We start from the raw sequence: 15887 nt of genomic DNA, 5'->3' as shown, positions 1-15887 counted from the left end.
TTGGAGGTAGAATATATGTCAATGGATCAGACTGTAAAATGGGAAAAACAAGAAGGTAATAATGGTTTATTAACTGTAGAAGTTACTGCACAAGAAGTATCAAAAGGATTGGATCAAGCCTTTAAAAAAGTAGTTAAACAAATTAACGTACCAGGTTTCCGTAAAGGGAAAATGCCTCGTCAAATGTTCGAAAAAATGTATGGTGTGGAATCATTATTCCAAGAAGCTTTAGATATTATCTTGCCACATGCATATGGCCATGCTGTTGAAGATGCTGGAATTGATCCAGTAGACCAACCAGAAATCGATATCGTAACAATGGAAAAAGGACAACCTTTAGTATTCACTGCTAAAGTTGTTGTAAAACCAGAAGTAACTCTAGGAGACTATAAAGGTCTTGAAGTAACTAAACTAGAAGAAACTGTTACTGATGAAGAAATCGACGAGCAATTAAAAAGTAATCAAACTCGTTTAGCTGAATTAGTAGTAAAAGAAGATGCAATCGTTGATGGCGATACTGCAGTAATCGACTTCGAAGGATTCGTTGATGGAGAAGCTTTTGAAGGTGGAGCAGGAACAGATTATCCACTAGAAATCGGTTCTAATTCTTTCATTCCTGGTTTCGAAGAACAATTAGTTGGTGCTAAAACTGGAGATGCAAAAGATGTTGAAGTAACATTCCCAGAAGAATACCATGCTGCTGAGTTAGCAGGGAAGTCTGCTACATTTAAAGTAACTGTTAAAGAAGTTAAAGGTAAAGAATTACCTGAACTTAATGATGACTTTGCTAAAGAAGTAGATGCTGAAGTAGAAGGTATCGACGCTTTACGTACTAAACTAAAAGAAGCAACTGCTGAAGAGAAAAAACAATTAGCTGCTCAAACACTACGTGATACATTAGTAGAAGCAGCTGCAGAAAATGCAACAATTGATATTCCTGAAGCAATGATCAAATCTGAAACGGACCGCATGTTACAAGAATTTGGTCAACGTTTAGAGCAACAAGGTATGAACTTAGATCTTTACTATCAATTCTCTGGTCAAGACGAAGAAGCATTACGTACTCAAATGACAGAAGATGCTAAAAGTCGCGTAAAAGTTTCATTGACACTTGAAGCAATTGCTAAAGAAGAGAAAATTGAAGCAACTGAAGAAGATATCGATGCAGAACTAGAAAAAATGAGCGCACAGTTCAATATGAAGCTTGAAGATATCAAACGTGCACTTGGTGGTACAGACGTTCTTGCAAACGACTTACGTTTCCAAAAAACAGTTGAATTCTTAGTGGAAAACGCTAAAATTTCTTAATTTTAAATTCATACGTTGTTAATACTAATAGAACAAGGTACAGCATTCAGAACTGTGCCTTGTTCTATCATATACATAGATTTTTCAATATTAAAAACATACTTAAACGTATTATTTGATTACTTGATGAGAATCTTGTAACATAATTGCTTGAATAGGGGTGAATATTTTGTTCAAATTCAATGATGAAAAAGGGAACTTAAAATGTTCTTTTTGTGGTAAACCACAAGAACAAGTTCGTAAGCTAGTAGCAGGACCAGGCGTATATATTTGTGATGAATGTATCGACCTTTGTTCTGAAATTGTAGAAGAAGAGCTAGGAATTGAAGAAGAAGTAGAGTTTAAAGAAGTTCCAAAACCAAAAGAAATTTTAGCTATATTAGATGAATATGTAATTGGACAAGAACGAGCAAAAAAATCACTTGCAGTTGCAGTTTATAACCATTACAAACGCATTAATTCCAATAGTGTCATTGACGAAGTAGAATTAGCTAAATCAAATATAGTATTAATAGGTCCAACTGGTAGTGGTAAAACATTGCTAGCCCAAACACTTGCAAGAATTCTTAACGTACCATTTGCAATTGCAGATGCAACTTCGTTAACAGAAGCAGGATATGTAGGGGAAGATGTTGAGAATATCCTTTTAAAACTAATTCAATCAGCTGATTATGATATCGAACGTGCTGAAAAAGGAATTATATATATAGATGAAATTGATAAAGTAGCTCGTAAATCAGAGAATCCTTCTATTACACGAGACGTTTCTGGTGAAGGTGTACAACAAGCACTTCTTAAAATATTAGAGGGTACTGTTGCAAGCGTACCACCACAAGGCGGCCGTAAGCATCCGCACCAAGAGTTCTTACAAATTGATACAACGAATATTCTTTTCGTTGTGGGTGGAGCTTTTGACGGCATCGAACAAATCATCAAACGTCGTTTAGGTGAAAAAGTTATTGGTTTCGGAGCTGATCCGAACAAAGTAGAAGTTGTTGAAGGTTCAGTACTTTCGCAATTAATACCAGAGGATCTATTGAAATTTGGTTTAATACCAGAATTCATCGGACGTCTGCCAGTACTTGCAAGCTTAGAGCAGTTAGACGTGAGTGCATTAGTTCAAATTCTAACAGAGCCAAAAAATGCTCTTGCTAAGCAATATCAAAAAATGATTGAGTTGGATAATGTGAAGTTAACATTTGAAGATGATGCATTGATAGCTATTGCTAAAGAGGCAATTGAACGTAAAACTGGTGCTCGTGGTCTACGTTCAATCATTGAAAACATCATGCTAGATGTAATGTTTGAATTGCCATCTAGAGATGACATTGTCGAATGTATCATAACGAAAGAATCTATTACAGATAAGGCCAAACCTAAGTTATTATTAGAGGATGGTACAGAATTAGATAAAGATAATGAAAAAACATCGGCTTAATTAGCCATTGAAAAAGCTGGCTTCCATCTGCGCGTGCTTAGCGCATGCAAGGATGTCAGCTTTTTCAACTTCAAAGGAACTTTTTTTATAACAAGCATTATTGATGAAACTACGGACAGAATAAGTTGGAGGTGACTACCCAAATGACTAAAGAAAATAAAGTATTTTATCCAGTGTTGCCTCTTAGAGGCTTACTTGTTTATCCTACGATGATTTTACATATAGACGTAGGGCGTGAACGTTCTATAGCTGCACTCAACGAGGCGATGATTCGAGAGGAAAAGTTATTTCTATCTGTTCAAAGAGATATGACCATCGAAAAACCTGATATGGAAGATCTGTATGATGTAGGTATCATTGCAAAAGTAAAACAAATGGTGAAATTGCCAAACGGTACAATGCGGGTTTTAGTAGAAGGATTACAACGTGGTATTTGGGATGATTTTAATCATCTTGATACATTCGACGAAGTTGCAGTTACTGCATTTATTGAGCCAGAAAAAGTGGATCAAGAAGACGAGGCACTTATGCGTACGCTAGTACATAATTTTGAAAAGTATTCAAAATCATCTAAGAGTGTCTCCGAAGAAACGTTCAATTCAGTAACTGATATTGAAGAACCAGGTCGTTTGGCGGATATGGTAGCTTCACATCTGCCATTGAAAATTTCTGGTAAACAAGAAATATTAGAAATAATGGATGTAAAAGAACGTTTAGAATGGTTAATAAGTCGTTTATACAATGAACAAGAAATATTAGACTTGGAAAAGAAGATTAATACACGAGTCAAAAATGCGATGGAAAGAACACAAAAAGAGTTCTATCTTCGTGAACAGATGAAAGCGATTCAAACCGAACTTGGCGATAAAGAAGGTAAAACCGGGGAAGTAGCGGAACTCAAAAAGCGTATTGAAGCAGCAGGTTTACCTGAAGATACGAAAAAGAATGTGTTAAAAGAATTAGATCGCTATGAAAAACTTCCTACGCAGGCTCCAGAAAGTGGGGTTATACGTAACTATATCGATTGGATCGTTTCTATTCCTTGGTCTAAATCAACGGAAGATCAGTTAGATATAAAGCGTTCTGAAAAAATATTGGATAGAGATCACGATGGATTAGAATCTGTCAAAGAGCGCGTGTTAGAGTATTTGGCTGTTAGACAGTTAACTAAATCTTTAAGAGGTCCAATTCTTTGTTTAGCAGGTCCTCCAGGTGTTGGTAAAACTTCCTTGGCAAAATCTATTGCGGAGTCTTTAGGGCGTAACTTTGTACGTATCTCACTTGGTGGTGTTCGAGATGAATCGGAAATTCGTGGACATCGAAGAACCTATGTAGGCTCAATGCCAGGTCGCATTATTCAAGGGATGAAAAAAGCAGGAACGATTAACCCGCTGTTTTTACTGGATGAAATCGATAAAATGTCGAATGATTTCCGAGGAGATCCTTCCGCTGCGATGCTAGAAGTATTAGATCCTGAGCAAAATAATTCATTTAGTGATCATTATATCGAAGAGACATACGATCTTTCAAATGTTCTTTTCATCGCTACTGCAAATGATTTAAGTACTATTCCTGGGCCTTTACGTGATCGTATGGAGATTATCTCCATTGCTGGTTACACGGAGTTAGAAAAGCTCTCTATCGCAAAGAATCATTTATTGCCTAAACAGTTAAAAGAGCATGGTCTAACAAAAGGTCAACTACAACTGAAAGACGATGCTTTACTAGATGTAGTCCGACATTATACAAGAGAAGCGGGAGTCCGTAGTTTAGAGCGAGTACTTGCAAATCTCTGTCGTAAAGCTGCTCTTCAAATTGTTTCGGGTGATAAAAAGAGAGTCTCCATTACAACGAAAAATCTTGAAAACATTATCGGCAAACGCAAATTTAGGTATGGTCAAGCGGAAACAGAGAACCAAATAGGGGTAGCAACAGGGCTAGCTTACACTACTGTTGGTGGTGATACTCTTCAAATTGAGGTTTCGTTATCTGCGGGAACTGGCAAGCTCCAATTGACTGGTAAGCTAGGTGATGTGATGAAGGAATCTGCGCAGACTGCATTATCTTATGTACGTTCAAAAGCAGAAGAGTTTGGAATTGATCCAACATTTTATAAAAACAAGGATATCCATATTCACGTTCCGGAGGGTGCTGTTCCGAAGGATGGACCTTCAGCTGGAATTACTATAGTTACAGCTCTTGTTTCTGCATTGTCTAAGCGACCTATTAAACGTGAAGTAGGTATGACAGGAGAAGTAACGCTTAGAGGTAGAGTATTACCGATTGGCGGTTTAAAAGAAAAGACACTAAGTGCACATCGTGCAGGTTTGACGACTATTATTTGTCCGGCAGACAACGAGCGCGATATTGAAGATATACCAGAAAGTGTTCGCGAAGTATTGACGTTCCATTTTGTTTCCGATGCTGAAGAGGTGCTTCAACTGGCTCTAGAGGAGGCATAATTATGAAAATTCATAATGTAGAATTATTAATCAGTGCAGTAAGACCAGCGCAATATCCAGAGGGTGATTTACCTGAAATAGCTTTAGCTGGACGGTCGAATGTAGGAAAATCATCTTTTATCAATAAGATGATTGGTCGAAAAAGTATGGCCCGAATTTCATCTAAACCAGGTAAAACACAAACATTGAACTTTTACAAATTGGAAGAGTCTTTAATATTTGTCGATGTACCTGGTTACGGTTATGCTAAAGTATCGAAAACAGAACGTGCTGCTTGGGGTAAAATGATTGAAACTTATTTTACCTCTCGCAACATTTTAAAAGCAGTTGTTTTAATAGTGGATTTAAGACATCCACCTACAGGTGATGACTGTATGATGTATGATTTCCTAAAGCACTATAATATTCCTTGTATTGTTATTGCTACAAAGGCTGACAAAATTCCTAAAGGGAAATGGGATAAGCATAAAAAGATAGTGAAAGATGAACTGCAAATGGATAAAACAGATCCATTAATTGTTTTTTCTTCTGACACTGGTTTAGGTTTCGATGCAGCTTGGGCTGAGATTGAAAGTAGAATTTTAGACTAAGACTACTTCCGGTTAATGGATAGTATAGTAACTATCTTTATAAATAATAGTATTGAATTTTAGTGAGTGAGTTCTTGAGCGATATATGTCGATCAAGGACTTGCTTTTTTAAGGACATTAAAAGCAACCAAAAGATACCTTGGTTGTTTCACCTAACATTAAGATAGAGAACTTAAATGGCATAGATCGACCTAATTGGAATTTCTACCTTATTAAGTTCTTTATGAAAGTACATAGAAGAAAGATTAAAAACTATCCATTCAGGGAATACCAAGCTTACATTCGTTTATATTGTTTGAATTGTCCTACTTTTATTATTTGAATCAGAATGTTTGAATTGACGAATATTGTTTGTTATTATTAATTTATAATAATTCTAAATAAGATTTCATACGTTGTTCACAAATAAGCAAGGAACTAGCGTGAAGCTATGATATAATTGGATTAATGAATTGAACGTGAAGGGGAGACCTATTCCATGCATACAATCGTGGTTGGTGTCAATTATCGTACTGCTCCTGTCGAAATTCGGGAGAAACTGTCGTTTGTAGAAGCGGAGTTACCTAATGCGATGCAGGCACTACAAGACCAAAAAAGTATATTAGAAAATGTCATCGTATCTACTTGTAACCGTACGGAAATCTACGCTACTGTAGATCAACTTCATACGGGTAAATACTATGTAAAGCAATTTTTAGCGAATTGGTTTGATATTCCGTTAGAAAGTTTATCTACCTATTTATTTGTTCACGAGGATGACCAAGCGAATAATCATTTGTTCCGCGTTACAGCGGGCATCGATTCGATGGTACTTGGGGAAACACAAATATTAGGACAAGTGAAGAAAAGCTTCCTAAATGGACAAGAAAACGGAACTACAGGAACTGTTTTCAACCAATTATTTAAACAGGCAGTCACGTTTGCCAAACGTGCACATGCAGAGACTGCAATTGGAGAAAACGCTGTTTCCGTTTCTTATGCAGCAGTAGAACTAGGGAAGAAAATATTTGGTTCACTAAATCATAAGCACGTCGTAATTTTAGGTGCTGGGAAAATGGGCGAGCTTGCGATCCAAAATCTTCATGGTAGCGGAGCTGAAAAGGTAACGGTGATTAATCGTACTTTTGAGAAAGCGAAGGAGCTTGCTTCTAAGTTTGACGGCAATGCTAAACCGATGGACGAGCTTCAATGTGCATTATTAGAAGCTGATATCCTTATCAGTTCAACTGGTTCAACTGAATTTGTAATTGATCTTGAACTAATGCAATTTGTAGAGCGTCTTCGTAAAGGGAAGCCTTTGTTCATGGTAGATATAGCTGTACCACGTGATTTAGATCCACGTATAGGCGATCTTGCTAATGTGTTCTTGTATGATATTGATGATTTACAAGGAATCGTGGAAGCTAACTTAGCTGAAAGAGAACGTGCTGCTCAGCAGATTAATCTCATGATCGAAACGGAAATTGAACAGTTTAATGACTGGGTAACGACGCTTGGAGTAGTACCTATTATTTCGGCTTTACGTCAAAAAGCGAATACGATTCAGTCTGAAACTATGGCGTCAATTGAAAACAAAATGCCTAATTTAACGGATCGTGAACGTAAAATATTAAATAAGCATACTAAATCAATTGTCAATCAGCTATTAAAAGAACCAATTTTACAAGTAAAAGAATTATCAGTAGCAAAAGATCCTGCTGCACAGCTTCAACTATTCCAACAAATCTTTGGTATAGAAGAAGATGTACAAAAGGAAGTTGCTATGCAAGCAGAAAAAGCAAAAATCAATTTAAAGCAAACTTTAATGGATTCGCAAAATTTAAAAGAGAATTTATTATATAACTAAGTAAAGGAGGCGTTTTAATATCTGTATGGAGACAAATAGATATTACAAACGCCTTTTTACTATGTAAAAGGAGAATAACATGACTGATCTGACGATGACAAGGCTTCATGAGATTATGGTCATTCTTCAAGCTATAAGCCTTGTCTTTTACTTTATAGATTACTTACAAAAGGATCAACGAGCACATCGGTTAGCTGTATGGTTGCTTTTTGCGGTTGGTACATTACAAACAATATTTTTAGTTATGTATATGTTGGAGATGAAGCGTTTTCCAATTCTTTCGTTGTTTGAAGGGATATACTTTTATGCTTGGCTCATCATTATGCTTTCGCTTGTTTTACAGTTAGTATTTAGATTGGACCTTCCAGCATTCTTTATGAATTTGATTGGGTTTATTTTTATGACGATACATACGTTTGCACCAAATCCGATGTCTCAATCGTTAGTAGGAGATAACCTTAAATCGGAATTATTATTCATCCATATTATGTTTGGATTATTAGCTTATACAGCTTTTGCTTTATCATTTGTTTTTTCGACATTATACTTAATCTTATATAAAGTGCTAAAACAGAAGAAATGGACAAAACAATTCACACGATTGCCTTCACTGCAACAAGCTGCAAACGGAATGAGTCTGTCCATTTTAACAGGAATTCCATTATTGTTTGTAAGTTTAGTTCTTGGGTTAGAATGGGCATATATATCATTAGAGGGTTTTCCACTTTATGATATAAAGATAGTCAATTCTTTTATAGTGTTAGTGATTTATATTCTTGTTTTATTGATAAGAAAGTCAGCAAAGATTATAGGGACAAATTATGCTTGGATACATATTTATGCCTTTCTATTTGTTTTGATAAATTTCTTATTAGGTAGTCGATTATCACAATTCCATATTTGGTATTAAAGAAGGGAAGCGGCATTTTTGCGTAAAATTATTGTAGGATCTAGACGAAGTAAGTTAGCATTAACTCAAACAAATTGGTTCATTCAACAGATGAAAGATATGGGGGCACCTTTTGAGTTTGAAGTGAAAGAGATTGTGACAAAGGGTGACCAAATTTTAAATGTTACGCTTTCTAAAGTTGGAGGTAAGGGACTTTTTGTAAAAGAAATAGAACAAGCTCTTTACGACAAAGAGATCGATTTTGCAGTGCATAGTATGAAAGATATGCCATCTGAATTACCTGAAGGTTTAGTAATGGGATGTATTCCAAAACGTGTGGATGAACGAGATGCATTTATATCTACAGGACATGTGAAATTCGCTGACCTTCCAACAGGAGCGGTAGTAGGAACAAGTAGTTTGAGAAGAAGTGCTCAGCTATTGTTGTTAAGACCGGATATCGAGATTAAATGGATTCGTGGTAATGTAGAGACACGTTTGAAAAAATTGCAAGATGGTGAGTATGATGCGATTATTTTAGCTGCAGCAGGTTTAAAACGTTTAGGCTGGAGCGATGAGGTCGTTACAGAATACTTAACTACGGAGGATTGCATCCCAGCAGTTGGACAAGGGGCTCTAGGTATTGAATGTCGCGCGGATGATCAAGAGTTAATCGATGAGCTTGGTAAACTATCTGACCATGACACATGGGTTGCAATAGAAGCAGAGCGTGCATTTTTATCTGCAATGGACGGTGGATGTCAAGTGCCAATCGCAGGCCATGCAACAATTAATGATGGTAAAATTACGATGACTGGACTAATTGCAGCGCCGGATGCATCCGTCGTATTCAAAGAAGTATTAACTGGAATGGATGCAGCTAGACTTGGGAAAGAACTTGCAAGTATTATGACCGAACAAGGAGCATACGATTTAATCCAACAAGTGAAGGCCGATTTGAATGTCTAATAAAACTCCTTTGTTAGGCGAGAATGTGATTTTTACGGGCATTCTTAGATCAACGGAAGCATCAGATCTTGTGGAAAGATTTGGTGGAAATGCAGTTATTGCTCCGATGATTGCTACAAAGGAGATAGTTAGTTCTCATGATTTGAGCCTTTTAGAGAGTTGTAACTTATATGATTGGCTTATCTTTACTAGTCAAAGTAGTGTAAAGGCATTTCATTCGAAAATGGTAAAATACCAACTAGATGCCAGTTTTTTTACAGCTAAAATAGCAGTAGTTGGTACAAAAACTGCAAGTGCCATTGAAAGCTTAGGACTTTCAGTCAATTTTACTCCTACTATATTTAGTGCTGATGTTTTTGTACAGGAGTTTCCGGAAGTTGTATCCTCCACTGCACGATGCTTATTTGTTAAAGGAAATCTTACAAAAGATACAATAAAGAATGGTCTGTCCAATCATGTACAGGAATGGACTATTTATGAAACAGTTGAGTTAGAGGAAAACAAAGAAAAAGTGGAGAATCTATTAAAGAACAGTGAAAAATGTTCTATTATCTTCACAAGTCCTTCTACCGCCGAAGTGTATCATCGCAGCATTGGGGCTTCCTTTGGGTATAATCATACAACTGTATGTGCAATTGGCCATATTACCAAGAATTATTTAGAATCTATGAATGTAACTGTGCAGGTTATGCCAGAAATTTACACCTTAAAAGATGTAATTGTTAAATTAGCGGAATGGAAAGGAAGAGTGCAATGACTGAATTATTTTTTCAACGTCATCGTCGTTTAAGACAATCAGCTGGAATTCGAGCAATGGTTAAGGAAACTTATTTACATAAGGAAGATTTAATCTATCCTATATTCGTAATGGAAGGCGAGAATATTAAAAACGAAGTATCTTCAATGCCAGGCGTTTTCCAATTCTCTCTTGACCGTTTAAATGAGGAAGTAGATGAAGTAGTAGACTTAGGAATTCCATCTGTTATTTTATTTGGGCTACCTGCGGAAAAAGATGCAGTTGGATCTGGGGCTTATCATAATCACGGAATTGTACAAGAAGCAATTCGTCAAATTAAAGCGCGTCATCCGCAATTAATAGTAATAGCAGATACTTGTCTATGTGAATTTACAGACCACGGACATTGTGGAGTAGTAGATGAAAACGAACGTATTTTAAATGATCCTTCGCTTGATTTGTTAGCAAAAACTGCTATAAGCCAAGCAGAAGCTGGCGCAGATATTATTGCTCCATCCAATATGATGGACGGCTTTGTAGCTGCAATTCGCCTTGGTTTAGATGAAGCTGGGTATAAGGATATACCAATCATGTCTTATGCGGTAAAATATGCATCGGCATATTACGGACCCTTCCGTGAAGCAGCAGACGGAGCACCAAAATTCGGTGACCGCAAAACGTATCAAATGGATTATTCTAATCGTATGGAAGCAATACGTGAAGCTTCATCCGACGTACAAGAGGGAGCAGATTTCCTAATTGTAAAACCAGCATTAGCATACTTAGATATTATTCGTGATGTAAAAAATACATTTGCTACACCGATTGTTGCTTACAATGTATCTGGAGAATATGCAATGGTAAAAGCAGCGGCAATTAATGGCTGGATCAACGAAAAAGAAACAGTGCTTGAAACACTAACAGGAATGAAACGTGCAGGAGCAGATATGATCTTAACCTATCATGCTAAAGATGTTGCCCGTTGGTTGGAGGGGAAATAATGACAAAATCATATGAGCAGTCTAAACAGGCATTTACAGAAGCAAAAGAACTAATGCCCGGTGGCGTAAATAGCCCCGTACGTGCGTTTAAATCCGTCGATATGGATCCTATTTTCATGGAGAGTGGAAAAGGTGCAATTATTAAAGATATCGATGGCAATGAATATATAGACTACGTTTTATCATGGGGACCACTTATTTTAGGGCATACGGAACCAAATGTTGTGAAAGCAATTCAACAGGTTGCAGAAACGGGAACAAGCTTTGGTGCTTCTACCTTAATCGAAAATAAATTAGCTAAACTAGTAATGGATCGTGTTCCATCCATCGAGATGGTTCGAATGGTTTCTTCTGGTACGGAAGCAACGATGAGTGCACTTCGTTTAGCACGTGGTTTTACTGGTCGCAACAAAATTTTGAAATTTGAAGGTAGTTATCATGGTCATGGAGATAGCTTACTGATAAAAGCGGGATCTGGTGTTGCAACACTAGGTTTACCTGATAGTCCTGGTGTTCCGGAGTCAGTGGCTAAAAATACAATAGCTGTACCTTTTAACGATTTAGAAAGCGTTCGTCATGTCTTTGAAAACTTTGGAGACGACTTGGCAGCTGTAATCGTAGAGCCTGTAGCAGGTAATATGGGTGTTGTTCCTCCAGTAGAAGGATTCTTAGAAGGATTACGCGAACTAACGGAGAAAAACGGAACGGTATTAATCTTTGATGAAGTGATGACGGGTTTCCGTGTAGGATATAACTGTGCACAAGGCTATTATGGTATTACACCTGATTTAACTTGTTTAGGCAAGGTAATAGGTGGAGGACTTCCTGTAGGGGCATTTGGCGGTAAACGTGAAATCATGGAAATGATTGCACCAGCTGGACCTGTTTATCAAGCAGGTACATTATCAGGTAATCCTTTAGCTATGACAGCTGGTTACGAGACATTAACACGTTTAAATGAACAAACATATGATTATTTTATCGAGCTAGGGGATATACTTGAAAAAGGGTTCCGAGAAGCAGCGACAAAATATAATATTCCGCATACAGTGAATCGTGCAGGTTCAATGATCGGTTTCTTCTTAACAAATGAAGATGTGGTAAACTTTGATACAGCGAAAACGTCTGATTTAGAATTATTCGCTAAGTATTTCCGTCTTATGGCAGAAGAAGGAATTTATTTACCACCTTCTCAGTTTGAAGGATTATTCCTCTCGAGTGCACATACTGTAGAGCATATAGAAAAAACAATTCAAGCATTCCATACAGTATTTGAAAAACTTTCGATGAACTAAATAGCAATTGGAGCCTTGCATTAGTTGCAAGGCTCTTTTAGTCTAATGTAATTGACAAATATTGATTACTAAAATATAATTACTTACGAAAAGTAATCTACTAAGAATACTATAGAGATACTATTATGTTTTGGAGAAATGAGGATATAGAATGCCAAATGTGAAAGAAATATCTAATGATGTAGTAAATGTATTAAAAGATAAAATTAAAGTTATTAAGACTGATGAAAGTTCGATTTATCTAGTTGGACCTATTCGACTGCCGGTAAATTTAAATGGTAATACAGTTATATTCCAGTGGTATAGCTGGTTAAATAGTGATGAATACACAGAAGATATCAATCAAATAATAAGTAATTTATCCTCCTCTAACTTAGCTGAATACCAACAGTCGAGCGTGTTAGTATACGGAGACTTTAAAGAGACCGAGGAGTCACTAATCCGCATGCACTCCATCTGCCATACGGGGGATATTTTTGGGAGTAAGCGTTGTGATTGTGGTTTCCAATTAAAACAGTCTATGCAAATGATCGTCAACAACGGAGCTGGTGCATTATTTTATCTAGCAAATCATGAAGGTAGAGGCATTGGTCTATTTAGTAAAGCAATGGCCTATATTCTACAAGAAAATGGTTCGGATACAGTAGAGGCTAATGAAAAACTAGGCTTTGTAGACGATTCTAGAAATTATGGAGATGCGATCGAAGTCTTAAAAGTATTGCGTTCAAAACCTGTTACGTTGATAACGAACAATCCAAAGAAAGTAAAAGCATTAAAGGACGCAGGTTTGGCTGTAGCGGGGCGTACTCCATTATGGGGGGACGTTTCCGAATACAATGAAAAATACTTACACACGAAAATAAATCGTTCAGGTCATATGGAGGAAGAAGGTACTTTTCAAAATGACTAATCACGCATTTTATATGGATCTTGCCCTGCAAAATGCGAGAGCAATGAAAGGACAAACAGATCCGAATCCATTAGTAGGAGCAGTGATTGTAAATAATAATCGTATCGTTGGTATTGGTGCGCATATGAAACCTGGAGAGCCTCATGCAGAAATTCATGCTATTAGAATGGCAGGGGAGCATGCAAAAGGTGCTACGATTTATGTCACACTGGAACCATGTTCCCATCACGGAAGAACTGGCCCTTGTGCTGAAGCAATTGTTGCAGCTGGTATTAAAACCGTTGTCATTGCAACGCTCGACCCAAATCCAATCGTATCAGGGCGAGGAGTCAAAATTCTAGAGGATGCTGGGATAAATGTGATTACCGGTATTCAAGAGGAAGCCTCTAAAAGGATGAATGAAGTATTCAACAAGTTTATCGTAACAGAGAAGCCTTTTGTGACATTAAAATCGGGGATAACGTTAGACGGTAAAATTGCCACACACTCTGCTCATAGTAAATGGATTACGTCTGCAGATGCACGAGAGGATGTTCATCATCTTAGGAATGAGCATTTGGCCATTTTAGTCGGGGTTAATACTGTTATGGAAGATAATCCAGAACTAACTACTCGTATTGAAAATGGTCGTAATCCGATTCGTATCGTTTTAGACTCAACATTGAAAATTCCTTTAGATGCCAAGCTAGTAACCGATCAATTAGCGCAGACGTGGATTTTTACAAGTGCAAATTATGACCATGATAAAAAAGAGAAGCTAATCAATCAAGGCGTTCAAGTGTTCCATACAACCGGAACTACCCATGTAGATGTACAAGAAGTCGTTCAAATATTAGGTGAAAATTCTATCTCCTCTTTGTTAATTGAAGGTGGAGGGACGATCAATGCAGCATTTTTGGAAAATAAATTAATTGATAAAGCGGTTATTTATATTGCACCTAAGTTAATAGGTGGTAAAAATGCTCCGACCTTTATGGAGGGTAGCGGTATTGACTTAATGAGTGATGCAGTTGAGCTAATCGATACGGAAATTCAAAAAATAGGGAAAGACTTTAAGTTTGTTGGTTATCCAACTTACAAATAAGATGTAATGGATGTGGCACATTAGATGAAATTTGGATTTGATATTGATGATACATTGATCAATTTAAGAGAACATGCTTTTCATATTTATAACGAAAAGTTAGGACAACAAGTGGAGTTAGATAAATTTCATGCGCTAGATAGAGTTGAAATACATGAATTATTCGGAATGTCCGATGAAGCGGGCTCTAAAATGTGGAATGATACATTGGAACAAATATATTATACTAATTGTCCGGCATACCCAGATGCTGTAGAAACGTTAGTAAATCTACAACAACAGGGACATGAGGTATACTATATTACGGCTAGACCAGCAGAACATCGTGAAAGAACGATGAATTGGTTAATGGAACAAGGATTCCCAGTCACAGAAGAAAAATTTTTTTGTGGCATGAAGGATCAAGCGAAGGTAAATATTATTCGGGACTTACAGTTGGATTATTATTTCGACGATAAGCCAGACGTATTAAACACATTAACAGATGATACATTACAAGTTTATGTGAAAACGCAATCGTATAACCAACATCTTACAATTCCAAGGTTAACAAATTGGTTAGAACTAAAGCAGATTATGGATAAAAACAACGACAAAAAGTAATTCTAAGTGAAATATGTTCTATCCCTTTTGTTCTATTCATAAGTTGTCCTATAGAAGGAGGATGACTTATGACGACAAAAACCTGGGATGTAAAAGAACAATTTCGTTTTCCACCAAGCTTTGGGGTTCCGAAAGAAATTAAAAATGTTGCAGTAACTCCTCAATGCGAAGTCACTGAGAAGGAGAATATTATTCAAATAGTAGGTATATACCACATCACCTGCCACGTTAAGTTTGAGGAAGGTGAAGAGGAGCATCATGCTACGAGCGAATTCACCGAGATTGAAGACTTAGATCTGCAAGGTGAGGTCGGCTATTTTGAATATGCAGTACCAATGAGTATCGAGTTCGGTAAAGACAAATTAAAAGAAGGTTCCAAGCCAACAGTTCAAGTGAACCATATTAACTCGAAACCAACAGAGCATGCGGCAATTGAAGTTGGGTGGACTGTACACTGTGAATACGAGGAAGCTCCTGTACCCGTTCCAGTTAAACCAGTTGCAGAAGTAGAAGCACCAAACCCTGCTGAACCAGTGGAAGTGAAAATACCGCAAGGCGAGGAGTTCGAGCTTCAATTCATTTTAGATTTGGATGATGGATATTCAAAGCTAACATTCCCATCAAATAATGTTCTTATAAAACAAAAAACAGATGAGTAGTAATAGTACCAATAAGAGGAAATCCCATGTGGTAGGCACGATTAGTACTCGTATTAATTGGAAAGTACAAATGGGAATACTTACATGCTTACAATAG

The 15887-nt window shown here is 36.9% G+C and carries 14 protein-coding genes; all 14 read left to right on the top strand.

Annotation, left to right across the window (positions count from 1 at the left end; all coding sequences use genetic code 11):
* Nucleotides 1-21 precede the first annotated feature (21 nt).
* The 14 genes from tig (at nucleotide 22) to MHI47_RS12250 (ending at nucleotide 15790) form a co-directional block, all read left to right on the top strand.
* On the top strand, nucleotides 22-1308 hold the full coding sequence (gene tig / locus MHI47_RS12315) for a trigger factor (protein WP_340764498.1): 1287 nt from the start codon (nucleotides 22-24) through the stop codon (nucleotides 1306-1308).
* 169 nt (nucleotides 1309-1477) lie between these two features.
* On the top strand, nucleotides 1478-2746 hold the full coding sequence (clpX, locus tag MHI47_RS12310; RefSeq protein WP_340830994.1) for an ATP-dependent protease ATP-binding subunit ClpX: 1269 nt from the start codon (nucleotides 1478-1480) through the stop codon (nucleotides 2744-2746).
* 143 nt (nucleotides 2747-2889) lie between these two features.
* Nucleotides 2890-5208: an endopeptidase La gene (gene lon, locus MHI47_RS12305; RefSeq protein ID WP_340830993.1), complete on the top strand. Its 2319-nt coding sequence runs from the start codon at nucleotides 2890-2892 to the stop codon at nucleotides 5206-5208.
* Between the two features lie 2 nt (nucleotides 5209-5210).
* Complete coding sequence (gene yihA, locus MHI47_RS12300; protein WP_093536977.1) at nucleotides 5211-5798, top strand: ribosome biogenesis GTP-binding protein YihA/YsxC; 588 nt, start codon at nucleotides 5211-5213, stop codon at nucleotides 5796-5798.
* Between the two features lie 478 nt (nucleotides 5799-6276).
* The gene (hemA, locus tag MHI47_RS12295; RefSeq protein WP_093536978.1) at nucleotides 6277-7644 is read left to right on the top strand and encodes a glutamyl-tRNA reductase; all 1368 of its coding nucleotides are present in this window, start codon (nucleotides 6277-6279) and stop codon (nucleotides 7642-7644) included.
* A gap of 79 nt (nucleotides 7645-7723) precedes the next feature.
* Entirely contained in the window at nucleotides 7724-8554 is an 831-nt protein-coding gene (ccsA, locus tag MHI47_RS12290) for a cytochrome c biogenesis protein CcsA (protein WP_340830992.1), read from the top strand.
* Nucleotides 8555-8572: 18 nt separating this feature from the next.
* Nucleotides 8573-9502 carry a hydroxymethylbilane synthase gene (gene hemC, locus MHI47_RS12285; RefSeq protein ID WP_340830991.1) on the top strand — a complete coding sequence of 310 codons (930 nt, stop codon included), beginning with the start codon at nucleotides 8573-8575 and terminating at the stop codon, nucleotides 9500-9502.
* Nucleotides 9495-10259 (top strand): uroporphyrinogen-III synthase, encoded by a 765-nt coding sequence (locus MHI47_RS12280; protein WP_340830989.1) that lies wholly within the window; start codon nucleotides 9495-9497, stop codon nucleotides 10257-10259. The genes hemC and MHI47_RS12280 overlap by 8 nt, the downstream gene beginning before the upstream one ends.
* The gene (gene hemB, locus MHI47_RS12275) at nucleotides 10256-11239 is read left to right on the top strand and encodes a porphobilinogen synthase (RefSeq protein WP_093536982.1); all 984 of its coding nucleotides are present in this window, start codon (nucleotides 10256-10258) and stop codon (nucleotides 11237-11239) included. Before MHI47_RS12280 ends, hemB begins: the two co-directional genes overlap by 4 nt.
* A complete protein-coding gene (hemL, locus tag MHI47_RS12270) occupies nucleotides 11239-12534 on the top strand; it encodes a glutamate-1-semialdehyde 2,1-aminomutase (RefSeq protein WP_340830988.1) in 1296 nt (431 codons plus the stop codon). The genes hemB and hemL overlap by 1 nt, the downstream gene beginning before the upstream one ends.
* A 151-nt stretch (nucleotides 12535-12685) precedes the next feature.
* Entirely contained in the window at nucleotides 12686-13444 is a 759-nt protein-coding gene (locus MHI47_RS12265) for a GTP cyclohydrolase II (protein ID WP_093536984.1), read from the top strand.
* On the top strand, nucleotides 13437-14528 hold the full coding sequence (ribD, locus tag MHI47_RS12260; protein ID WP_340830987.1) for a bifunctional diaminohydroxyphosphoribosylaminopyrimidine deaminase/5-amino-6-(5-phosphoribosylamino)uracil reductase RibD: 1092 nt from the start codon (nucleotides 13437-13439) through the stop codon (nucleotides 14526-14528). The genes MHI47_RS12265 and ribD overlap by 8 nt, the downstream gene beginning before the upstream one ends.
* 24 nt (nucleotides 14529-14552) lie before the next feature.
* Complete coding sequence (locus tag MHI47_RS12255) at nucleotides 14553-15131, top strand: 5' nucleotidase, NT5C type (RefSeq protein WP_340830985.1); 579 nt, start codon at nucleotides 14553-14555, stop codon at nucleotides 15129-15131.
* Between the two features lie 68 nt (nucleotides 15132-15199).
* Nucleotides 15200-15790, top strand: coding sequence for a hypothetical protein (locus MHI47_RS12250; RefSeq protein WP_340830984.1), 591 nt, complete (start codon nucleotides 15200-15202; stop codon nucleotides 15788-15790).
* Nucleotides 15791-15887 lie beyond the last annotated feature (97 nt).

The organism is Psychrobacillus sp. FSL H8-0487 (assembly GCF_038008385.1).
Lineage (GTDB): Bacteria > Bacillota > Bacilli > Bacillales_A > Planococcaceae > Psychrobacillus > Psychrobacillus psychrotolerans.
This window is presented reverse-complemented; position numbering and strand designations above follow the sequence as displayed.

Excerpts from the sequence above, each read along its gene's own strand:
- MHI47_RS12265 (WP_093536984.1), top strand. The coding sequence starts at position 12,686 with ATGCCAAATGTGAAAGAAATATCTAATGATGTAGTAAATGTATTAAAA.
- hemA (WP_093536978.1), top strand. The coding sequence starts at position 6,277 with ATGCATACAATCGTGGTTGGTGTCAATTATCGTACTGCTCCTGTCGAA.
- hemB (WP_093536982.1), top strand. The coding sequence starts at position 10,256 with ATGACTGAATTATTTTTTCAACGTCATCGTCGTTTAAGACAATCAGCT.
- MHI47_RS12280 (WP_340830989.1), top strand. The coding sequence starts at position 9,495 with ATGTCTAATAAAACTCCTTTGTTAGGCGAGAATGTGATTTTTACGGGC.
- MHI47_RS12255 (WP_340830985.1), top strand. The coding sequence starts at position 14,553 with ATGAAATTTGGATTTGATATTGATGATACATTGATCAATTTAAGAGAA.
- ribD (WP_340830987.1), top strand. The coding sequence starts at position 13,437 with ATGACTAATCACGCATTTTATATGGATCTTGCCCTGCAAAATGCGAGA.
- MHI47_RS12250 (WP_340830984.1), top strand. The coding sequence starts at position 15,200 with ATGACGACAAAAACCTGGGATGTAAAAGAACAATTTCGTTTTCCACCA.
- ccsA (WP_340830992.1), top strand. The coding sequence starts at position 7,724 with ATGACTGATCTGACGATGACAAGGCTTCATGAGATTATGGTCATTCTT.
- yihA (WP_093536977.1), top strand. The coding sequence starts at position 5,211 with ATGAAAATTCATAATGTAGAATTATTAATCAGTGCAGTAAGACCAGCG.
- hemL (WP_340830988.1), top strand. The coding sequence starts at position 11,239 with ATGACAAAATCATATGAGCAGTCTAAACAGGCATTTACAGAAGCAAAA.
- lon (WP_340830993.1), top strand. The coding sequence starts at position 2,890 with ATGACTAAAGAAAATAAAGTATTTTATCCAGTGTTGCCTCTTAGAGGC.
- tig (WP_340764498.1), top strand. The coding sequence starts at position 22 with ATGGATCAGACTGTAAAATGGGAAAAACAAGAAGGTAATAATGGTTTA.